Source organism: Actinoplanes aureus, from assembly GCF_015704865.1.
Lineage (GTDB): Bacteria > Actinomycetota > Actinomycetes > Mycobacteriales > Micromonosporaceae > Actinoplanes > Actinoplanes aureus.
Genome location: NZ_JADQTO010000069.1, coordinates 1 through 8060, shown reverse-complemented (window position 1 = coordinate 8060; position 8060 = coordinate 1). Strand labels below are relative to the sequence as shown.

The following is an 8060-nucleotide window of genomic DNA, read 5'->3' as shown; positions in this document are numbered from 1 at the left end:
GCAACGGGGTTGGGCCGCCTCGGCGACCGTGCCCGCTTCTTCGCCGGTGACGGAGGACCTGCAAGGCGAGGTGGCTCAGGTCTGTGCCGAGGTGCTGAAGGTGGACGTGGCGGAGCTGGACCCGGATGAGGAGCTGTCCAGCTACGGCCTCGACTCGATCCTGATGATGACGCTGCTGACCCGGCTGGAAGCGCGGCTGGACCGGATCGTCGAGCCGAACGTGATCAACGAACATCCCTCGATCGCGGCCCTGGCGCGCCACCTGGCGCGGACGGCCGCTCCGCCGTCCGGCGAAACGTCGTCCCCGCCAGCGGCCACCGTCTCACAGCCGGCCGATGCGGTCGCGGTGGTGGGCATGGCGGGGCGTTTTCCGGGTTCGCCGTCGGTGCCGGCGTTGTGGGAGAACCTGCTGGCCGGGCGGCATCTGGTGTCGGAGGTGCCGGCGGATCGCTGGGATGTGGACGCGGTCTTCGATCCGTCGCGGGAGCGGCCGAACTCGTCGTATTCGAAGTGGGCCGGGTTCGTCGACGGGGTGTTCGACTTCGATCCCAGCTATTTCGGGATCGAGGATGTTGATGCGGTGGTGATGGATCCGCATCAGCGGCTGGTGCTGGAGTTGGCGGCGGAGTTGTTCGCTGAAGCGGGGTATCGGCCGGAGGAGGTCGCGGGGACCCGTACCGGTGTGTTCATCGGCGGCGGGGAGAGCCCGTACCTTCGCGGGCGGCTGGCTGACCTGCCGGCGGAAAGCCGGCGCAACGCGCTGGTGGGCGCCATTCCGAACATGATGGCGGCCCGGGTGGCGGACTTCTTCGACCTGCGCGGGCCGGCACAGACCATCGACACGGCGTGTTCGTCGGCCCTGGTGGCCATCCACGCGGCCTGCCGGGCGCTGCGGGCCGGCGAGTGCGATCTCGCCATCGCCGGCGGGGTCGAGCTGATCATCGGGTCGGACCTGCACGTCGGCTTCAGCGAGGCGGGTGCGCTGGCGCCGGACGGGGTGTGCGCGGTGTTCGACGAGGGCGCACGCGGGTTGGTGCTGGGTGAGGGCGGCGGTCTGGTGCTGCTCCGCCGGGTTCCGGATGCGGTGGCCGGTGGGGATCGGATCGCGGGTGTGGTGCTGGGCGGCGCGGTGAACAACGACGGCCGCACGATGGGCCTCACGGTGCCCAGCCTGGAAGGGCAGGAAGCCGTGCTGCGTGCGGCGCTGACGGACGCCGGAGTCGGCGCGGAGACGATCGGCTACCTCGAAGCGCACGGCACGGGCACGCTGCTGGGAGACCCCATTGAGGTACGGGCGGCGTCGCGGGTGTTCGGTCCGGCAGACGGAGCCCGGTGTGGAATCGGGTCGGTGAAGTCGAACCTCGGGCATCTGATGCGGGCCGCGGGAGTGGTGGGCTTCATGAAGGCGGTGCTGGCGGTGGAGTCGGGAATGTTGCCGGCGACGTTGCATTGTGTACGGCCGCATCCGCGGTTCCGGTTCGCCGAGTCGCCGTTCTTCCCGGTGACTTCGACGCGGTCGTGGGAGGACGGTGGCGGGCCGCGGCGGGCGGGGGTGTCGGCGTTCGGGTTCGGCGGGACCAATGCGCATGTGGTGGTGCAGCAGTATCAGGGTCCGGTCGGGACGCGGGTGCCGTTGCCGCCGCCGGAGTTCCGGCGCCGCCGCTACCGGCTCGGCGAGACCGTCACGGCTGCGCCGGACGATATCGACGACCTCCTCGACCGGCTGCGGGACGGCCACGTCGACCTGGACCACGCGGCGGCCGCGGTCGGCCGCCTGACCGAGGAGCGGGCATGACCGCCTGCACCGAGCGGCACCCAGCCGCACCTGCGCTAGTGCCTGGCAGGCGAGGGCCAGAAGGGCATGCCGAAGGGGGCACAGCATGACCACCGACATCCGCGCCGTGCTCGCCGAATTCCAGGCCGGGCGGCTCTCCCGCGAGGAGGTCAAGGCGCTCCTCGACAAGCCGGCGGACACCGTCGTACGCACCTTCCGGCACGACGAACCGTACCTTCGGGCCCACCAGGTCTTCGGCCGCCAGGTCCTGATCGGGGTCACCCACTGCTCCCTCGCCCTGGAACTGGCCCGCGGCGCCCACCTGCGCGGGCTCACCTTCCACGAGCCCGTGGTCCTGGAGCCGGGAGCATCCGCCGAGGTCACCGTCGCCGTCCGAGAGCGGGACGGGCGCCGGATCGTCGAGAGCCGATACTCGGCCGGAGACGAGTCCAGGCTCAGCGTCACGGCCGAAGTGCGCGACGGCGACCGGCTCGCCGAGGTGCCCGCGCTCGACATCGCCGGACCGCGGGCGGGGGACCACCGCGACGCCGGACAGCTCGCCGCCAACCCGCTGCTGGCTCGCGAACCGGCGCTGCGCTGCGTGGAGGAGGTGTGGGTGAGCGGCGGCGAGAGCATCGGCCGGCTCCGCCTCTCCGACGACGCGCGGGCCGCCCTGACCGGGCTCGCCGTGCACCCTGTGCTGCTCGACGGCGCGTTCATCACCGGCGCCGCCGCCGTGGACGACGAGATCCTCCTGCCGGCGGGCAGGCCCGGCATGTGGGTGCCGGCCGCCGTCGCCGCCGTGCACGGCGGAGAGCCGCTGCCCGAGGTGTGTTACTGCCGGGCTCGCGTACGCCGGGCGGACGCGCACGCCCTCACGATGGACCTGGTGCTCGCCGATGAGACGGGCCGGCCGCTGCTCGCCGTCGACGGCTTCACCTTCCGCCACGTCGGTGACGCCCAGCTCTTCCCCGCGCCGGGTTCCGCGGATGGGCGCGTCGAGGCGTACCTGGCCGGTCTGGTCGCCGCCCACCTGGGCGCCGACCCGGCGACGCTGGACCGCGCCACGAACTTCATGGAGCTGGGCGTGCAGTCCGGCGACCTGATCGACCTCACCCGGCGCATAGAGGACGATCTCGGGCTGGAGCTGTATCCGACGCTGTTCTTCGAGCACCAGAGCCTGGCCGAGCTGACGGCGTATTTCGTGGCCGAGCACGGGGCGGCGGTGGGGTCGCGGTTGCCCACTTCCGCCGCGGACCCCTCGCCGCCGCCCGCGGCCCCGCCGCCGGCCGTGGCCGGGAAGGACCGGCTGTCGGGTGCGGTCGCGGTGGTCGGCATGGCGGGCAGATTCGCCGGCGCCGAGAACCTCGCCGCACTCTGGGCCAACCTGATGTCCGGCGCCGACGTGCTGAGCGAGGTGCCGCCGGAGCGGTGGGACTGGCGCGCGTGGTTCGACGAGGACCGCTCGGCCGCGGACCGGTCCTACGCACGGTGGGGGAGTTTCCTGTCCGGCGTCGACCGCTTCGATGCGGAGTTCTTCGGCATCGCTCCCCGTGAGGCCACGTGGCTAGACCCCCAGCTGCGGCAGCTGCTCGAGGTGACCTACGAGGCGTTCGAGGACGCGGGCTACGCGTCCCGGATCCGCGGCACCCGCACCGGCGTCTATCTCGGCGTGTCGTTCCACGAGTACTGGGACGAGATCGTGCGTGCCCGGGTGCCGATCCGGGACTACCAGGCGGTCACCGCCGTACCGTCCGCGTTGGCCGGCCGGCTGTCGTACGTCTTCGATCTGCAAGGCCCGAGCGTGCCGGTGGACAACGCGTGCGCGTCGTCGCTGACCGCGCTGCACCTCGCGGTGCGGGCGCTGCGCTCCGGTGAGTGCGACACCGCCGTCGTGGCCGGGGCCAACCTGCTGCTGAGCCCTCTGCACTACGTCTACACCGCGAAGGCGCAGGCGCTGTCCCCGACCGGGCGGTGCCGCCCGTTCGACGCCGACGCGGACGGGTACGTGCCGGGCGAGGGTGTCGCGGTGCTGGTGCTGCGGCCTCTGGAACGGGCGCTGGCCGACGGGGACCGCGTCTTGGCGGTGGTGCGTGGGTCCGCGACCAACCACGTCGGCCGCTCGAACAGCCCGACGGCACCACGACCGGAGGCCCAGGCACGGGTGTTGCGCGACGCCTGGGCGGATGCCGGGGTGTCACCGGGCGAGCTGGGCCTGTTGGAGGCGCACGGGACCGGGACCCTGCTGGGCGACCCGGTGGAGGTTCGCGCGCTGCGGGCGGCGTTCGGCGACGAGGGCCGGCCGGGCGCTTGTGTCCTGGGCTCGGTCAAGGCGAATCTGGGACACCTGGAGGCGGCCGCCGGCCTCGCCGGGGTGATGCGGGCGATCCTGTCGCTGCGGCACGGAACGATCCCGGCGATGCCCGGCTGGAACCGGCCGAATCCGTTCCTGGACCTGGACGGCTCGCCGTTCGTGCTCAACAACGCGACCGTGCCGTGGCCCGCGGCGCCGGGTTCGGTGCGCCGCGCCGGCATCAGCTCGTTCGGCATGTCGGGCAGCAACACCCACGTGGTGGTCGAGGAGCCGCCGCCGGGCACCGCGCCGATCCGGCCGGAGGGCGGCCGGCTGGTGGTGGTGTCGGCGCGCAGCGCCGACCGGTTGCGGGTGCACTGCGGCCGGCTGGCGCAGGCGTTGCGCCGCGACCGGCCGCATCTGACGGACGTGGCCTGGACGCTGCAGACCGGCCGGGAGGCCTTCGAGCACCGGGCCGCGTTCTGGGCCGAGCACCTCGACGAGGCCGTCGACGCGCTGGAGGTGCTGGCCACCGGCGGCAGCCCGGAGCAACCGTGCTGGACCGGCGCGGTGCCGGCCGGAAGCACGCCGCAGCCGGTGACCACTCACCCGGACGCCGACCGGCAGACCTGGGAGCAGTGGGCACAGGCGTGGACGGCCGGGGCCGCCGTGGAGTGGGCGACGGCCTGGCCGGCCGACCGGCCGCCGCTGGCCGAGCTGCCCGCCTACCCCTTCAGCCCGGATCGGTACTGGCTGCCGGAGGAGCACACCCACACGCCCCCGTCCGGTTCGCAGCCCTTCACGGTGCGGCTCACGCCGGCCGATGCGGTCCTGGCCGACCACGTGGTCCAAGACGTGCCCGTCCTGCCCGGCGCGGCCCAGCTGGAACTGGCCCGCGAGGCCGCCGCCCGGTCCCGCCCGGACGAGCGGGTCGCCGCCCTCACCGACGTGGTGTGGGTCCGGCCGGCCGCGGGGGCCGAGCAGCGCATCACGGTCGAACTCACCGCCGGCCCGGACCATGCCGGGTTCGTCGTCCGCGACGCGGAGGGCACGAAGTTCAGCCAGGGGCGTGTGCTGTTCGGGGACGCGACGGGTGACACCGCGCCGGTGGACCTGGCGGCGGTTGTCGCGCGCTGCGACAAACGCCGGGACGGTACGTCCGCGTACCGCGCCTTCGAAACGGCCGGCCTCCATTACGGGCCGCTCTACCGGGCCGTCCAGAACCTGCACAGCGGCGCCGGAGAGGCCGTCGCCGAGCTTCACCTCGCCGACGCCGGCCACTGGGTCATGCACCCCGGGCTGCTCGACGCCGCCTTCCAATCCGTCACCGGCCTGCTCCCGGACGGCGTACCGGGCGACCCCGCGCCCCTGTACGTGCCGTTTGCGGTGCGCCGCGTCGAGGTGCTCGGCCCGCTGCCGGTGCACTGCTTCGCGATAGCCACCTGGTCCGGCGGCCGCCGGCCGGACGACGGAACGGCCGCTTTCGACATCACCGTCACCGACCCGGACGGTCGCCGTCTCGTCGTGGTGCACGGCCTGACGCTGCGAGGCCTGCCGGCGCCCGCCGCCGAGGTTCCGACCGTACGGTTCGAGCAGCAGTGGACCCCCGCGCCTCTACCGCCCGGGAACCGCCCGGTCCGACACGTGGTGGTGATTTCCGACGAGGTGATTCCGCCGTGGACGGCGGAGCGCATCACCAAGGTGACCACCGGGGCGGCCTTCGCCGAACTGCCCAACGGCGACTTCCAGGTGGGCGACGACCCCGGCGACATGGCGCGGCTCTGGGAACGGCTCCGCGCCCGCGGCGTGCCGGACACCATCGTTCACGCCTGGGAAGTGACCGACGACCCTCACCGCCCGGTGCACACGCTGCTGGCACTGGTGAGTGCCGTGGCGCGGACAAAGGTGGAAACGACGGTCCGCGTCGTGGTGGCGCATCCGGGGACGCTCGCCGGCGACAGCCTTGGCGGGTTCGCGCGCTCGATCGGCATGGAGTGCGGCTGGTTGCGCCTGCGGGTGGTCGGTGTGGGTGGGTTGCGCGGGCCGGCGCTGGCGGCGGCCTTGTGGCCGGAGATCGCCGGGGAGGACGACGCGATCGAAGTACGCACCGACGGCACCGTCCGGGAGGTGCTGGGATATCGGCAGGTGCCGGCTGTGGCCGGTGCTCCGGCCGTGTCGCCCGGTGACGTGGTGGTGATCTCCGGGGGCCTGGGCGGGCTGGGCCGGCTGGTCACGGACTTCCTGGTGCGGCGATGTGGCGCCCGGGCCGGGCTGCTGGGTCGTTCGGAGCCGGACGCGGCGGCCCGGCAATGGCTGGCGGGCCATGGCGAGTCGGTGATGTACGCGCGGGCCGACGTCTCGGAGCGTTCGCAGGTTCACGCGGCGGTCGCGCAGGTGCGTGAGCGGTTCGGCCGGGTGGACGCGGTGATCCATGCCGCCGGGGTGACCGGCGACGGATGGGCCCGCGACAAGTCGGTCGAGCAGTTCCGGTCGGTCGTAGCGCCGAAGGTGTGGGGTGCGGTGTGGCTTGACGAGGCGACCACTGCCGACGGTCTGAAGCTGTTCGTCGGGTTCTCGTCGGTGGCGGGACTGGCCGGCAACGCGGGGCAGTGTGATTACGCGTACGCGAACCGGTTCTTGGACGAGTTCCTGCGGCGGCGGGCGGGGCGCGGTGTGTCGATCGCGTGGCCGTACTGGGCGGACGGCGGCATGCGCATCGAGGAGAGCGCCCGGCAGGCGATGGAACGGTCCACGGGGCTCATCCCGCTGCCCACCGGGACCGGGCTGGACATCCTGCGCCGGGCGATGGCCGGCGAGGAGTCCCAGGTGATCGAGCTCTGCGGCGACCCCGACCGGCTGAGCCGCTGGCTGAACCCCGTCGTCCCGGCGAAGCAGACGGCGCCCGTCGCCGATCAGGTGCTCTCCTCCGTGCGCCGGGATGTGGCCCGCGCCGCCGCCTCGGTCCTCGGCATGCGGGCGAGCGACCTGGAGATCGAGGCGGACCTCAGCGACTTCGGCTTCGACTCGGTCTCCTTCACCGAGCTGGCCAACGTCCTCAACGGGCAACTCGGCCTGGAACTGCTGCCGTCGGTGTTCTTCGAACATTCGACACTGGCCGCCCTCGCCGAGCAGATCGTGGCGAACCACGCCGACCGCCTGACCGAGCACTACGGGGCCACGCCCGCCCCGGTCCCACAGCCGGTCACCGTGGTCGAACGGAAGCCGCCGGAGCCGGTGCCGGTAGTGGTGCCCGGCGATGCGGTCGCGATCGTGGGTCTTGCCGGGGTGTTCCCGGGTTCGGCGGACGCGGAGGGGTTCTTCGCCGATCTGGCCGCCGGCCGCGACCTGGTCGGCGAGGTGCCGGCCGACCGCTGGGACTGGCGGCGCTGGGAGGCTGACGGCCTGCGCTGGGGATCCTTCCTCTCCGAGGTGGACCGGTTCGACCCGCGGTTCTTCGGCATCTCGGCGGCCGAGGCGGAGTTGATGGACCCGCAGCAGCGGATCTTCCTGGAGACCGTCTGGCGCACCATCGAGGACGCCGGCTACCGGGCCTCGGATCTGGCCGGCACCGACACCGGCCTGTTCGTCGGCGTGAGCGGCATGGACTACGCGGAGCTGCTCAGGAACGCGGCCGGCGACATCCAGGCGCACACCTCCACCGGGATGGCGCACGCCATGCTGGCGAACCGGGTGTCGTTCCTGCTGGACCTGCACGGCCCGAGCGAGCCGGTGGACACCGCCTGCTCCGCCTCGCTGGTCGCGGTGCACCGCGCGGTCACCAGCATCCAGCGCGGGGAGTGCAGCGCCGCCATCGCCGGTGGGGTGAACGTGATTCTCAGCCCGTTGACGACCCTGTCGTTCAGCCGGGCCGGGATGCTGGCGCCGGACGGGCGGTGCAAAGTGTTCGACGCCGCCGCCGACGGCTACGTCCGCGGCGAGGGCTGCGGCGCCGTCCTCCTCAAACCGCTCGCCACCGCCCTCGCCGACGGCGAC

At 73.1% G+C, this 8060-nt stretch carries 2 protein-coding genes; both read left to right on the top strand.

What is annotated here, in order from left to right; genetic code table 11:
* A partial coding sequence (locus tag I4J89_RS48755) for a beta-ketoacyl synthase N-terminal-like domain-containing protein (RefSeq protein ID WP_230860854.1) occupies positions 1–1795 on the top strand: 1795 nt, incomplete at its 5' end.
* Between the two features lie 85 nt (positions 1796–1880).
* Positions 1881–8060: SDR family NAD(P)-dependent oxidoreductase (locus tag I4J89_RS48750; protein ID WP_196421049.1), on the top strand; the 6180-nt coding region annotated here is incomplete at its 3' end.